Raw genomic sequence first — 11,999 nt, forward strand, 5'->3', positions numbered from 1 at the left:
CAGCGCCTCGCATCAGGGGCGCCAGCCGTAAATCCAGTCCTGCCGTGCCAGCATAAGTTCCGGGCCGAGGGCGCGGACCGCAAGATCGCGCGCGTATGCGAGCGGCCCACCGAAATGGTAGATGCGGCCTTGCTGCCGCGCGGTCCGCTGCACCCGCCGCACGCGCGTCTGGCGCGTACGCCCGTATTGTCTCAGCGCAGCTGTGATGCCCGCGGTGCTCTCGGCGATCTCAAGGCTCAAATGCTGCGCGAGCACCGCGGCGTCCTCGATCGCCATGCCGGCGCCCTGCGCCGCAAACGGCAGCATCGCATGCACGGCGTCGCCGAGCAGCGCGACCGGGCCTTTGCTCCAGGGGCAGTCGTCGGGCACGTCGAACAGCGCCCATTTCCGCCAGCTATCGACCGTGGCGAGCATCATGCGCGCCGCGGGCGGCCAGCGTGGCGCGGCGAAGGCGTCCATCACCTCGAGGGGATCGCCGGGCGTGCTCCAGCCCGGTCTGTTCCAGGTGCCCGGCAGCACCGCGACCACGTTGATCTGGCGTCCGCCCGCGATCGGGTAGGCGACGAGATGGGCATTCGGGCCCATCCAGAGCTGGACCCGGCGCGCGGTGTAGTCCTTCGGCAGCTGCGTGGCATCGAGCGTGCCGCGCCAGGCAATCAGCCCGGAGAAGCGCGGCTGCACCTCGGGAAAGAGATGCTGGCGCACCGTCGACCAGATGCCGTCCGCGCCGATCAGCGCACTGGCCAGATCGCTGCGCCGGATCGTGCCGCTGCGATGGACGACCGTCAGCCCCTTGGCGTGAGGCGCGACGTCTTCGAAGGTCGCGCCGAGTTTCAGATCGATATCGGGATGGTCGGAGACTGCGCCGGCGAGTGCGGATTGCAGGTCGGCGCGGTGCACCACCCAATAGGGGGCGCCGGCGCGCGCGGCGGCGGCTTCTCCCAGCGGCATGCGCAAGAGTTCGCCGCCGGCCCGCGCACTCATGATCGAGACCGCCTCCGGGATCACGGCACGCAGCCTGAGGCGCTCGGTGAGGCCGAGCTCGACCAGCACGCGGCTGGCATTGGGAGAGAGTTGCAGACCGGCGCCGACTTCCTCGAGCCGCTCGGCCTTTTCCAGTACGACGATGCGGAAGCCGCGGGCCGCGAGCGCAAGCGCAGCCGTCAGTCCACCTATGCCGGCACCGGCGATGACAATTGTTCGGGAGAGCGCCACCCCTGACCGATGGAAGCGATCAGGCGACCTTGTCCTTCAGGACGCATTCCGGCGGACGGGCTTCGCCCGCCTTCAGGTCGGCGGCGAAACGGTACAGCGTCGAGCAGTAGGGGCAGATGATCTCGTTGTCGTTGCCGAGGTCGAGGAAGACGTGCGGATGATCGAACGGAGGGTTGGCGCCCACGCACATGAACTCTTGCGAGCCGATTTCGATGACGGGGACACCGGCATCGTTGTGGAAGTGCGGGACGACATGGTCGGACATCGTACTCATCCTGGAGTGGCAATGGCGGCAGACACAATCACGACTGACGCGGCATTATTAAGGCGCCGCGGACCATACTGGTGGGTGTGGATGATTGCTAGCCCAGCGGAACCGAAAGCCCCGCAATGCCCCATGCTCATTTGCTCATGCAAATTCGACACAATCTTGCGGCCTGAGAGAAGCCCTTCTTTCGTCGGGGACGTTGTGTCGCAATTTTGGCATACTATGTCTGTGGACGAGCGTAATTGCGACGAAAGACGAACCGTCAGGCGTCAACGATCTCAGGACCGTCCAGGCTCTCCGCATGAAGTGGTTGCGAATCAGCACAGCGTTGACCGGTATCGTGGCGTGCGGCTTCATGCTCGCGCAGGTAGCACCCCATGCCCGCGAGGCCGGCGCGATTCTGGCCGCCCAGGACGATCCCGCCGCGCTCTCCGAGATCAAGCTCGACGCGCTGCTGCGGCACAACGACCGCCTGATTCAGGACAACATCGAGATCGCGCTCGCATCGGGCGATGCCGATCTTGCCGACAGTTTTGTCGCGTTGGCGCGCGACCGCAACATCGCGCTGCCTGACGACCTCCTGAGCCGTGTCGGCGATGCGGTCAAAGCCGAAAATTCCACCTCGCATTTCGCAAAACGGTTTGCCACCGGTCTCGTCACCGGCAACGCGGACGATGTTGCGAGCCTGTCGGGGACCGTGGCCGGCGATCTCTTTGTCATCGGCGACATCCGGGACGTCGTCCGGGAGGGCAAGCACCTCGCGATGGGCGAGGAGACCGATCGCCTGGTGCTGGGCCTCGCGGCCGCGGGTCTCGCGGTTACGGCCGTGACCTACGTCTCCGTCGGCGGTGCCGCGCCGGTTCGCGCGGGGCTGACGCTGGTGAAGGACGCGCGCAAGGTGGGCCGGCTCGGCGAGGGACTGGCGGCATGGGCCGGCCGGTCCGCGCGCGAGGTCGTCGATACGCCGATGCTCCAGAACGCGGTTGCCTCCGGCTCGGTGCTGCGGCCGGGCCAGACCTTGAGCGCGATCAAGGCCGCGTTCCGCGCGGAAAAGGCCGGCGCGCTGGTTCGGCTCGGCAAGGATGTCACGCGCGTCGTCGAGAAGACCGGCACGCGCGGCGCGATGGATAGCTTGCGCATCGCCGAAGGCCCCAAGGACGTCGCACGCGCGGCGCGGCTCGCGGAAGCGCAGGGCGGCAAGACGCGCGCGATCCTGAAGCTGCTCGGCCGCGGCGCGCTGCTGCTGATCGGCGGGGCGTTCAATCTCGCACTCTGGCTGTTCGGTGCGGCCTTGACGCTGTTCGGCCTGTTGTCCTCGATCAAGGCGACGACGGAGCGCCTGACCCAGGCCTGGTGCGATCGCAGACGGGCGCGGCGACTTCGCCAGGCCCGGATCGCCGCCGAAGCCGTTCTGGCAAGCGCTGCCGTCACGGCCTAAGATACCTTTTCCCCTCAAGATTGCGGAACTGATGATGCCGAGCTTTCACAACGGCGCCGTTGAAATTGCCTATCTCGACGAAGGCGAGGGCGATCCGATCATCCTGGTGCACGGCTTTGCCTCCAGCAAGAACGTGAACTGGGTCTATCCGACCTGGGTCTCGGAGCTGCGCAAGAACGGCCGCCGCGTCATTGCGCTGGACAATCGCGGCCATGGCGAAAGCGCCAAGCTCTACGAGCCCGCGCAATACTCGATCCCGACCATGGCCGGCGACGTGCTGGCACTGATGGATCATCTCGCCATCCCGCAGGCTGATCTGATGGGCTATTCGATGGGCGGCCGGATGACGGCCTGGCTCTCCCTCAATGAGCCGCAGCGCCTGCGTTCGGCAATCCTCGGCGGCATCGGCATAGGAGGCCTGATCGAGGGCACCGGCCCCGGCGAGAACGTCGCGAAGGCGCTGGAAGCGCCCTCGCTCGACGACGTCTCCGATCCCGTCGGCCGCACGTTTCGTGCTTTTGCAGACCAGACCCGTTCCGACCGCAAGGCGCTGGCCGCCTGCCTGCGCGGCACGCGCGATCTCATGACGAAGGACGAAGCCGCGCGCATCGACGTGCCCGTGCTGATTGCGGTCGGCTCGACCGACGACGTCGCGGGTTCGGCCAGCGCACTCGGCGCCATCATCCCGGGTTCGGAAGTGCTCGACATTCCCGGCCGCGATCACATGCGCGCGGTCGGCGACAAGGTCTACAAGACTGGCGTGCTCGATTTCCTCTCACGCCGCGGCTGAGGCAATGTTGAGGCGAGGGGGTGTTGCGAAATTACCCCAAATTCACAGCATAAAGAGGCTGTGCTCCCTTCAGGGTTCCGGCGGCTAAAGCCGGCGGTCCACCAAAGGCCAATAGATGACCCGCCGCCGCATCACATATTTTTCAGTAAGCGCTGGTGGAGCGTTGCGGCATTGGGCTGCCTGGCGGCCCACTCCAGGTTACGTTCGCCATTGATCTTCACCCAGAACGTACGGGTAGGCGCATCGCTCCCATCTAGCGAGTTGAAGGTACATGAGGCCCTTTCTCGAATGATGGCGCCGATGGAGTCCTGAGCCTGGTAATTGATGAGTGCCACATACTGAACCGGCGGGTGGCGCGCAGCTTGCATCATGAAGCTTCTGGTTGACTCGGGTACGGCCCTCTCCGGCTCGGCGAAAAATTCGTCCCACGGGATCGTTCTTCTGGAGTGGTCCAGGTCAATTCGTTGATAGGTGGAGGGAACTGCTAACCGCTCTTGGATGGCCGTTTCGCAGGTCTGCACAAATTGAGAGGTGAAAGGCGGATAGCCATGGACGTAGGCATAACCAAGCACAGCGACACCGAGAACTGGGAATGTTGCGATGGCAAGTTTGATCTTCATCTATGACTCTTACACGTCTTCCAACTTGGCTTTGAGCGCTGGGCAACACGGTGCACTCTCAATCACGTATTTGCTGCCGCCGGCAACGGATGGACGGACCGTAACTCGAATGAGGCTAAGCGTGCATTAATCGGTCAGCACAACCGGCCAAATCAAATGTGCCACTTTGTCGCTGGCTGGGGCGGTGTCCATTCGGCTTTGGCTCCGGGCCGACCACACCAGGCCCGCCCAATGCAACCCCCACCGATGCAACGGACGAAGCGGCCAATCTCATCGCGCTTTCGTGTCATCGCCGAACGCCCGCGCCAGCGCCATCAGCACCACGAAGGTGACAACCCAGACCATCCGCGCGCCATAGCGGTCGTGGGGTCCGGAAATCACGCCGCAGATGAAGGCGTTGCCGAGCAGCGCCAGCACGACGGTTGCCGCCAGCAGCGTCAGATCGTCGAGCCGGCGATTTCTGAGCGACAGCGCGAGGAACACGACCAGCGCCAGCATCGAGGTCAGCGCGACGGGGACGTGAAGCCAGTTGACGCCGTCGAAATTGACAGCCCAGTGCTGCTGGCGCGCTGCGCGCATCGGCGTGACCTGCGCCGGGATGTAGCGCTCGATGATGCCGCGGGTGTGCGGGATCCAGCCATTGGTGCCTTCGCCGGTCGCGACATGCAGCAATTGCTGGCCCATCGCCCGCAACGCCGCGCCGGCCTGCCAGGCCGGATAGTCGGCGAGCGAACCCACGACGATGGTGCCCATCTCGTCGTTCATGCCTTCGAAGCGGCCGAGCGTGTTGAACATGCTCTTGCCCCACAGGAATTCGTCGGCGGTCGCCGGCAATTGGTCGCGATAGGGGCAGAGTTTGAGTTTTTCGCGAGGGCAATGGTCATTGAGATAACGCGCGACGATGCCGTCCTGCATCATGCGGCCGAAGGCGACGCCGGTGCCGCCGGGCGTCCATGTCCATTTGCCCGACAGCGCGTGGTTCGCCGACACCAGCATCAGGCCGCCGGCGACGATGGTGAGGCTCGCCTGAGCCAATCCCGCGATCGGAAGCCGCGGCCCCAGCAACGGCCGCGCCATCCAGCCCGCGACGCAGAGCCCGAGTAGCACGCCGAGCGTCGCGCTATGGGTCGCGGCGGCAAAGGCGGTGAAGACGAACAGCGAGATTTTTTCGAGCGCCGAGGTCCGCGGCCCACCGATGACCAGCAGGAATAGCGACAGCACCGACAGGCCTGCAAAAATATCGGTGAGCAACATGCTCGCAAGCCAGGGCAGCGCGGTCGACAGGATCAGGAGCAGGCTGATCGCGGCGAAGCGGAACGTTTGCATCATCGAGAGCACGCGCAAGGTGAGTTGCAACAGCCACAGCGTCGCCAGCGACTGGATCGCGAGGTTGATCCAGAAACCAGAACTCTCGCCATAGTGCAGATAGATGCCGAACACGGTGGAGCGGCTCGGGACGAGATAGCCCTCGTACCAGCGCGCCAGATAGCCTCCGGTATCCCATTGCAACAGCGGATAGCCGTTCCAGAACGCCGGCGCGATCATCAGCAGCGGCAGGGCGATCGCAGCCAGCCGCAGCCAGAGTGAGCCCGCGGCGCCCGCGCGCGCATGATCGGTGGTGATGGTCAAATCCGCTCCGTCCTCACTCGGACCATGCCCGCAATCACGGTTGAGGCGGAATTCACCAATAGTTTGACGCCGCCCGGCTTGAATTTGGCGAAACCCTGACCATTTTGAGCCGACCTTGCCGCCGGGGGCGTCGGAAGAAACTGTTGTGATTCAACGCGTTGGCATGGCCTCGCTGGGCAACGCACTGTTCACTCTCAGGCAAGCCCGTCAGGACTTTGTCGCCTAGACTGTGTTATAGAACCAGTGAAACGAGCCAATTCGAAAGAGCAGATCTCATGGCAGTGCATCAGGTCAATCCGGGAGGAAAGCTCGCAACGCTCGATCCGATCTGGGATCGGATCCGTGGCGAAGCGGAGGACATCGTCCATCGCGAGCCGGAGCTTGCGACCTTCATCTATTCGACGGTGCTGCATCACAGTCGCCTGGAAGATGCGGTGATCCATCGCGTCGCCGATCGGCTCGATCACTCCGCGCTGTCGGGCGATCTCGTGCGCCAGACCTATGACGAGGCGCTGCGCGACGATCCCGATCTCGGCAACGCGTTCCGCGCCGATCTCGTCGCCGTCTACGACCGTGACCCCGCGACCTCGCGCTTCATCGACCCGTTGCTCTATTTCAAGGGCTTCCACGCCATTCAGACCCACCGCCTCGCGCATTGGCTCTATCTGAAGGGCCGCAAGGATTTTGCGTATTATCTGCAGAGCCGGGCGTCTGCGGTATTCCAGACCGACATCAACCCCGCCGCGCGCATCGGCCGCGGCATCTTCCTCGATCACGCCACCGGTTTCGTCTGCGGTGAGACGGCACTTATCGAGGACGACGTCTCGATCCTGCATGGCGTCACGCTCGGCGGCACCGGCAAGGAGAACGAGGACCGCCATCCGAAGATCCGCCACGGCGTCCTGATCGGGGCCGGCGCGAAGATCCTCGGCAATATCGAGATCGGCCATTGCGCGCGCATCGCGGCGGGCTCGGTCGTGGTCAAACCCGTGCCGCACAACGTCACGGTCGCAGGCGTGCCCGCCAAGGTCGTCGGCGAAGCCGGCTGCGCCGAGCCGTCGCGCACCATGGATCAGATGATCAACGCCATGGGACTTTGAGATGGGACTTTGAGAGGGGACGTCGAGCTTGTCGGAAGGGGGCGGATTTTTCCGCCCCCTTCGCCCCAAAATTCTTTCATGCTGGCGGTTGGTCGCGTCTCGTCCTAAAACCCGCGCCAACCCAGATTTCGATTGGAGACTTGCCGTGGACGTGAAGGAAGTTAGGAAGCTCGACGCGTACCTGAAGCGCGTATTCGGCAATTCCAAGATCCGCGTCGTGCCGCGGCCGAAGAAGGATGATTCCGCCGAGGTCTATATCGGCGAGGAATTCATCGGTGTGCTCTTCGTCGATGATGAGGACGACGATCGCTCGTTCCAGTTCCAGATGGCGATCCTCGAGGACGATCTCGTCGATCAGGAGTGATGCGACGCGATTGGTGAGACGGAACTTCTCGCCCTCACCATTTAGTGTCTGACGCGGCGGTGCGATCAGCCGACGCTTTTCCCACATTCCGTCCATGCGAACAGTGCTGATCTCCGGGGCGGGGATTGCCGGGCCTACGCTCGCGTATTGGCTGCGTGCCGGAGGCTACGAGCCGACGCTGGTTGAACGCGCGCCCGCGCTTCGTCATGGCGGCTACGTGATCGATTTCTGGGGACTGGGCTACGACATCGCCGAACGGATGGGGCTGTTGCCGGCGATCGAAAGCGCCGGCTACCGCGTCAGGGAAATGCGGATCGTCGACGGTCGCGGCCGGCGAGTCGCCGGATTTGGTACGAACGTCCTCGACGATCTCACAGGCGGGCGTTACGTCACTCTGGCACGAAGCGATCTGTCGCGCCTGCTGTACGGTACGGTCCGCGATGGTGTTGAAACGATCTTCGATGAGGAGATCGTTGGCCTGGAGCAGCAGCCTGAGGGGGTCGACGTCCAGTTGCGGCGGGGCGGGAGCCGACGTTTCGATCTCGTCGTCGGGGCTGACGGCCTGCATTCGCAGGTGCGCGCCCTTGCGTTCGGCTCGATCGGGACGTTCGAAAGAAATCTCGGCTATGGCGTCGCGGCATTCGAGACCCGCGGCTATCGCCATCGCGACGAGAATGTGTACCTGATGCACAACCGGCCGGGCCGTATGGTTGGCCGTTTCGCGCTGCGCGATGATCGCACCTTGTTCCTCTTCGTGTTTCGCGGTGATGCAGGCGAGCCTGCCGCACAGAAGGCACAGCTGCGGGATCTCTATCGCGACGCCCGCTGGGAATGCCCAGACATTCTGAACGAACTCGAGCGCACCGATGATTTGTATTGCGACCGGGTCAGCCAGATCAGGATGGACGGCTGGTCGCGGGGCCGCGTCGTGCTGATTGGAGACGCTGCGTTCTGCGTCTCGCTCGTCGCCGGGCAGGGCTCGGCTCTGGCCATGATCTCTGCCTATGTGCTTGCGGGAGAGCTCCCACGCGCCGGCGGGCGCCACGAGGAAGCATTCAGCGCCTATGAGACCCGCCTTCGCAGCTATATCGGCGCCAAGCAGCGCGGAGCGGAGCGCTTCGCCGCGGCATTTGCGCCGCGGACGTCATGGGGATTGTGGTTTCGCAATCAGGTCGTGAAGGCGTTCTCGTTGCCGGGCGCGGCGAAATTCGCCATCGGCCGAGACCTTGCCGACAAGCTGGATCTGCCGACTTATCGCTGGAGCGATCGCAAGGTGATCGGCGTTTGAATGGCCCGGGGCTTTGAATTTTTCGAAAAAGACGAATTGTCGGCGGGGGCGAATTTTCACAGGCTGGCTTCGAAAATACGAAGTCATGCCAGGCACTTGGCTACTGTGCATGGGGTTGTTTTCGCAGTTTTTGTTTTGGAGGCTTGGGGCCGCGCGGCCGCTTACCCCTTCGGTCCCCGCAACTGCGTCGTCAGCTTCTCCATCGCTTCCGCCGCATCGCGCCACTGCGATAGCCAGCTGCGCGGAAAGCGGAAGGTGAGGTCGGCGCCGCCGACGCGGCGTTCGGCGAGGCACATGCCGGGCGTCGCTCCATCGCGGGTGCAGCGCGCGGTCAGCGCCGGACTTGCGGCAGAATAGAGATCCTCGCTGCCGTACGGCGTATCGGCGCGGAACATCCGCATCGTCAGTCCGTCCTGGGGCATTGCCGCGGCCTGGTCGAGATAGCGCGGATAGATCGTGGCGGTGCGCTGCTCGGGCGAGAGCGCATCGCGATGCGCGGCGATCGACAGGAAGATGCGGTCGATCGGCTGCATCGCCGCATCCACGCTGTCGGCGGTGACGTGCTTCGGCGCGCCCGGCGGCTCCAGCGAAGGGTACAGGAAGTCGAGATCGATCCGCTCCTGCGGCCCGGAGTGGCGCTGGATCTTCATGCGGATCGCGTTGGTCGGCAGGTTGAACAGCGTGCCGCCGACGCTCACTGGCAGCTTGTCCGGGGCGCTCGCGCCGCTCGAGCCCCAGGTCGGCCACAACAAATAGGCGACGAGCGCGACGGCGCACACCGCGGCAATGCCGCCGAGCACGATCGGGATCACGTGGCCCCGGGTGCGCGCCCGGGGAGACTGAGGGGAGGTTGCCGAAAACACCGTCATGAGCCGCGCGAATGAGCCGGAAGTCGGCGGATGGCCGACGAATCAGCGGCGAATATGCCACGTGGTGGCGATTTCGCGGAGCGTTCACCGGCTGCAGGGAAGGGAGAGAGGCCTGCGTGGGACGGCTGGCGGCGTTAACCTTCCCTTAAGGATAATGTAGCGTTAACCGGCACTCTTTGTCACAGGAAGGCTCTGGCGTTGCGTAAGGGCGGACCGTTCCGATGACACCTGAAGCTCTCAATACATTCTTCTCGATCGGCATCGGATTCGCGCTCGCAGGCGCGCTCGTGAGCGGATACCAGACGGTCGCACAGCGGCCCGCCGGCTTCGGTCTGTTGCAGGACGGCGTGGCGCCGAAGACCTTCGCGGCGGTTCCGTTTCTGGTGTTCGCGGCGCCTTTCATCATCATGCGCAACACCCTGCGCGGCAGGCAGCTGGAGAGCCGTCGCGTCGAATTCGTGATGATGGCCACCGTCATCGCCGGCTTCTGGAGCATGATGAGCGGCACCTTCTTCCTGATGACGCTCCGCGCGGCCGGCGTTCTGGTCTGATGCGCGCGCTGTAGGGCTGCCTGCGCGGCAGCCCTTTGCGTCAAGGCTGCCGTTTCGCTATGGCTGGGGTTGACCCGACAGGAGACCCTCATGGCGATCTACGAGCTCGACGGGCAGGCGCCCGACCTTCCCGCCGACGGCAACTACTTCATCGCCGAGACCGCCACCGTGATCGGCCGCGTGCGCCTGAAGCCGGGCGCGAGTGTCTGGTTCGGCGCGGTGCTGCGCGGCGACAATGAGTGGATCGAGATTGGCGAGGGCGCCAACGTGCAGGACGGATCGACCTGCCACACCGATCTCGGTTTTCCGCTTCACATCGGCAGGAACTGTACGGTCGGCCATAACGTCATCCTGCACGGCTGCACCATCGAGGAGGGCGCACTCGTCGGCATGGGCTCCATCGTGATGAACGGCGCCAGGATCGGCCGCAACAGCATCGTTGGCGCCGGCTCCGTCATCACCGAGGGCAAGGAATTCCCCGAACGGTCCCTGATCATCGGCTCGCCGGCGCGGGTCATCCGCACGCTCGACGACGCCCAGGTGCAGAAGATGGGCAGCGCGGCGAAGTTCTACGTCGCGAACGGCCCGCGCTTCACGAAGGGCCTCAAGCGGATCGGGTGAGCTCAGCTTCCTTCGGACTCGCGCGCTTCTAGTGCGCTTGCGACCTTCTCGTGCCCCGCGGACCATAGAGCATGCTCGTCGCTGCCGTCCTGGTACGGATTGGCTTCCGCCGGAATGTTTTGACGCGCCGCGCGTTCGCCTTCTGCAAAAGCATCGCGATCGTTCATCGTGACTGCGCCTTTCTGTTTCTGGAGCAGAAGATCAGCTTGAGCGTGATCGTGCCCGCCTTCCCGGTTTCAAGCTGATGCGACGGCATTTGTTCCGGAACCGGTGTTGGCTGCGGCGGTTGACGGGCGAAGGAGAATTTCGATGGCCAGCTTGCCTACAGCCCGTTCAATCAAGACCGTGATCGTGATCTTCGCCCTCGCCGCGATGCCGGCCGTATCGTTTGCGCAAGCCGCCGGCGGCTCCGCAGGATCGGCCGGAGGTGTCGCCAATTCTCCGGCTCCCGCGCCTGGCACCAACAGTCTAGGTACGGCGCAGTCATCGGGAACGAATGCCTCCTCCGGAACCACCACCGGGACCGGTGCGGGCGGATCCACCGACGCCGCCGTCAACGCGGAGAACCGGCTGCTCGACAGGAAGCTCAAGAGCATCTGCCGCGGCTGCTGATGCTCGCGCGGAAGTGAGACAGTGAAGCTGTCAGGAACGCCGCAAGCCGATTAGCTTGGTCCTGCTTTGAAGCGTGGAGCGTCTCCACGCGGAGGATCGAGTGATGTTACGCAAGATGATGATGGCGGCGCTCGCCGTCGCGGCAGTCGCGCTGTCGGCCCCACAGGCGGCCCAGGCGCGGGGCGGTTTCGGCCACGGTGGCGGCGGTTGGGGCCATGGCGGAGGCTGGGGCCACGGAGGCGGCTGGCGCGGCGGCGGCTTCTGGCCGGGAATCGCCATCGGGGCGGGTATCGCCGGCGCGGGTTATTACGGCAGCTATTACGGCTATGGCCAGCCGTATTACGGCAATCCCTATTACTATGGTACCGGCTACGACGATGGTGGCTATGGCAGCTGCTACGTCGTGCGCAAGCGCGTCATGACGCCGTCGGGCTGGCGCATCCGCCCCGTAGATGTCTGCGAATAGGCGGCGGTACCCGTTAAAAAACAAGGTCGCTGACGCAATATACCGTCAACGACCTTGCCAGCCCCGGACATTGAAATCGGCTCACGCCATCCGGTAATGGCGAGCATCGCTTGGAATCACACGGGCGAATGTGATCCAGTTCACAAGTCCAAAAATTTAGGCGGGCCG

The 11,999-nt window shown here is 64.4% G+C and carries 15 protein-coding genes; 10 read left to right on the forward strand and 5 right to left on the reverse strand.

Going from position 1 to position 11,999, the window contains the following annotated elements; all coding sequences use genetic code 11:
* Positions 1–12 precede the first annotated feature (12 nt).
* Positions 13–1,215 (reverse strand): FAD-dependent monooxygenase, encoded by a 1,203-nt coding sequence (locus IVA75_RS02280; RefSeq protein WP_247287165.1) that lies wholly within the window; start codon positions 1,213–1,215, stop codon positions 13–15.
* 19 nt (positions 1,216–1,234) lie between these two features.
* Positions 1,235–1,480 (reverse strand): zinc-finger domain-containing protein, encoded by a 246-nt coding sequence (locus tag IVA75_RS02285; RefSeq protein WP_007602543.1) that lies wholly within the window; start codon positions 1,478–1,480, stop codon positions 1,235–1,237.
* A 304-nt stretch (positions 1,481–1,784) separates the two neighbouring features.
* On the opposite strand from IVA75_RS02285, the gene IVA75_RS02290 reads away from it, so the two are divergent.
* Together IVA75_RS02290 and IVA75_RS02295 are read left to right on the forward strand one after the other, a co-directional pair.
* Complete coding sequence (locus IVA75_RS02290) at positions 1,785–2,921, forward strand: hypothetical protein (RefSeq protein WP_247287164.1); 1,137 nt, start codon at positions 1,785–1,787, stop codon at positions 2,919–2,921.
* 34 nt (positions 2,922–2,955) lie between these two features.
* Positions 2,956–3,711 (forward strand): alpha/beta hydrolase, encoded by a 756-nt coding sequence (locus tag IVA75_RS02295; protein WP_247287163.1) that lies wholly within the window; start codon positions 2,956–2,958, stop codon positions 3,709–3,711.
* Positions 3,712–3,842: 131 nt separating this feature from the next.
* Here the strand turns inward: IVA75_RS02295 and IVA75_RS02300 are convergent, their stop codons facing one another.
* Together IVA75_RS02300 and IVA75_RS02305 are read right to left on the reverse strand one after the other, a co-directional pair.
* On the reverse strand, positions 3,843–4,331 hold the full coding sequence (locus tag IVA75_RS02300; RefSeq protein ID WP_247287162.1) for a hypothetical protein: 489 nt from the start codon (positions 4,329–4,331) through the stop codon (positions 3,843–3,845).
* Positions 4,332–4,601: 270 nt separating this feature from the next.
* Positions 4,602–5,960 carry a hypothetical protein gene (locus IVA75_RS02305; protein WP_247287161.1) on the reverse strand — a complete coding sequence of 453 codons (1,359 nt, stop codon included), beginning with the start codon at positions 5,958–5,960 and terminating at the stop codon, positions 4,602–4,604.
* A 275-nt stretch (positions 5,961–6,235) separates the two neighbouring features.
* On the opposite strand from IVA75_RS02305, the gene cysE reads away from it, so the two are divergent.
* The 3 genes from cysE (at position 6,236) to IVA75_RS02320 (ending at position 8,712) form a co-directional block, all read left to right on the forward strand.
* Entirely contained in the window at positions 6,236–7,060 is an 825-nt protein-coding gene (gene cysE, locus IVA75_RS02310; protein WP_007602549.1) for a serine O-acetyltransferase, read from the forward strand.
* 145 nt (positions 7,061–7,205) lie between these two features.
* Positions 7,206–7,424 (forward strand): DUF3126 family protein, encoded by a 219-nt coding sequence (locus tag IVA75_RS02315; RefSeq protein ID WP_027567779.1) that lies wholly within the window; start codon positions 7,206–7,208, stop codon positions 7,422–7,424.
* Between the two features lie 94 nt (positions 7,425–7,518).
* On the forward strand, positions 7,519–8,712 hold the full coding sequence (locus tag IVA75_RS02320) for an FAD-binding domain (protein WP_247287160.1): 1,194 nt from the start codon (positions 7,519–7,521) through the stop codon (positions 8,710–8,712).
* 161 nt (positions 8,713–8,873) lie between these two features.
* On the opposite strand, the gene IVA75_RS02325 is transcribed toward IVA75_RS02320, so the two are convergent.
* Complete coding sequence (locus IVA75_RS02325; RefSeq protein ID WP_247287159.1) at positions 8,874–9,581, reverse strand: hypothetical protein; 708 nt, start codon at positions 9,579–9,581, stop codon at positions 8,874–8,876.
* Between the two features lie 221 nt (positions 9,582–9,802).
* Between IVA75_RS02325 and IVA75_RS02330 the strand changes: the two genes are divergently transcribed.
* The 5 genes from IVA75_RS02330 (at position 9,803) to IVA75_RS02350 (ending at position 11,831) form a co-directional block, all read left to right on the forward strand.
* Positions 9,803–10,132, forward strand: coding sequence for a hypothetical protein (locus tag IVA75_RS02330; protein WP_007611845.1), 330 nt, complete (start codon positions 9,803–9,805; stop codon positions 10,130–10,132).
* Between the two features lie 90 nt (positions 10,133–10,222).
* Positions 10,223–10,753 carry a gamma carbonic anhydrase family protein gene (locus IVA75_RS02335; protein WP_027567784.1) on the forward strand — a complete coding sequence of 177 codons (531 nt, stop codon included), beginning with the start codon at positions 10,223–10,225 and terminating at the stop codon, positions 10,751–10,753.
* Between the two features lie 71 nt (positions 10,754–10,824).
* The gene (locus tag IVA75_RS02340) at positions 10,825–10,998 is read left to right on the forward strand and encodes a hypothetical protein (RefSeq protein ID WP_247287460.1); all 174 of its coding nucleotides are present in this window, start codon (positions 10,825–10,827) and stop codon (positions 10,996–10,998) included.
* A 64-nt stretch (positions 10,999–11,062) separates the two neighbouring features.
* On the forward strand, positions 11,063–11,365 hold the full coding sequence (locus tag IVA75_RS02345) for a hypothetical protein (RefSeq protein WP_247287158.1): 303 nt from the start codon (positions 11,063–11,065) through the stop codon (positions 11,363–11,365).
* A 103-nt stretch (positions 11,366–11,468) separates the two neighbouring features.
* Entirely contained in the window at positions 11,469–11,831 is a 363-nt protein-coding gene (locus IVA75_RS02350) for a hypothetical protein (RefSeq protein WP_247287157.1), read from the forward strand.
* Positions 11,832–11,999 lie beyond the last annotated feature (168 nt).

The sequence above is a fragment of the Bradyrhizobium sp. 134 genome (assembly GCF_023074155.1).
GTDB lineage: Bacteria > Pseudomonadota > Alphaproteobacteria > Rhizobiales > Xanthobacteraceae > Bradyrhizobium.